We start from the raw sequence: 1,412 nt of genomic DNA on the forward strand, positions 1-1,412 counted from the left end.
TGAGGTTTCCTTCATCCGGTCCTCATCGCGACCTCACCCGCCGCCGGGATCGTCGGTGACGTGACGACGAACCTCCGGCGAACAGCCGTCCTCTGCCTGGTGCTCTCGCTCTGCGCCCTGATCGCCACGCCCGGATTCGTCACCGGTCCGAGCGGCGAGGCCCGGGTGACCCTGGTGGTGTTCGTGCTGGCGGTGTACGCGTGGACGGCCACCCCGCTGGACGACACCCTGGTCGCCCTCGGCGCCGGGCTCGCCCTCACGGTGACCGGTGTGATCAGCAGCGACGCGCTCTTCGCCACCCTGGGCGATCCCACCGTCTGGCTGCTGATCTGCGCCTTCGTGCTGGCCGCCGCGGTGACCCGCACGGGGCTCGCGGGGCGGGCGGCGGTGTTCCTGGTGACCGGCGCCCGGGGGGTGCGGCAACTGGTGCACCTGACCACGGCGGCGCTGGTCGTCACCGCCTTCGCCGTCCCGGCCACCTCCGGCCGCGCCGCCCTCGCCCTGCCGGTCTTCCTCGCGCTGGCGAAGGTCCTGGCCGACCGCCGGCGACTGGTGGTGATGCTGGCGCTGCTGTTCCCCACCGTCATCCTGCTCTCGGCGGTGGCCACGCTGATCGGGGCCGGCGCGCACCTGATCACCGTCTCGGTGCTGTGGGAGACCACCGGCCACCGCATCGGTTTCCCGCAGTGGCTGATGCTGGGGCTGCCGCTGGCGGTGGTCTCCTCGCACGCCGCGGCCGAGGCCGTGCTGTGGACCACCACCCGGCGCGAGGACCGGCGCGCTCCGGTGCGGATCACCGCCGAGGAGATCCAGCTCCACAGCGAGCGGCCCGTCACCGGGCCCTGGTCGGCGGCCGAGTCCCGCTGCGCGCTGCTGCTGGGCACGGTGGTCCTGCTGTGGTGCAGCGAGCCGCTGCACGGCGTCTCCCCGGCCCTGGTGGCCCTGATCGGCGCGGTCGTCGCCGTCACCCCCTCGCTCGGCACGGTCCGGCTCAAGGACGCGCTGCGGACGGTGCCCTGGTCGATGCTGCTGTTCATGGCCGCCACCATGGCCACCGGGGTGGCCCTCGCCGACTCCGGCGCCGCCTCCTGGCTGGTGTCGGGGCTGCCGCTGGGCTCCGGCCCGTGGACGTTCCTGGCGGTGGTGGTGGCGGTCAGCACGGCGGCGCACCTGGTGCTGCAGTCGCGGTCCGCGCGTTCCTCGGTGCTGGTGCCGCTGGTGGTCGCCGCGGCGGGCGCCGCCGGGGTCAGCCCGGTCTCCGCGGCGCTCGCCTCCACCGCGGCGGCCGGGTTCTGCCACACCCTGCCCGCCTCGGCGAAGCCCGTGGCCCTCTACTCCGACCTGCCCGGTGTACCCACCTACACGCCCCGGGACCTGCTGCGGCTCTCCGCCGTCCTGGCACCGCTGACCGC

1 protein-coding gene is annotated in these 1,412 nt (G+C 74.6%); it reads left to right on the top strand.

Going from position 1 to position 1,412, the window contains the following annotated elements; translation table 11 throughout:
* Positions 1 to 60 precede the first annotated feature (60 nt).
* Positions 61 to 1,412, top strand: a 1,352-nt coding sequence (locus HW445_RS30915) for an SLC13 family permease (RefSeq protein WP_180224092.1), incomplete at its 3' end; no start/stop codon positions are given.

The organism is Streptomyces sp. UH6 (assembly GCF_013421635.1).
GTDB lineage: Bacteria > Actinomycetota > Actinomycetes > Streptomycetales > Streptomycetaceae > Streptomyces > Streptomyces abyssomicinicus.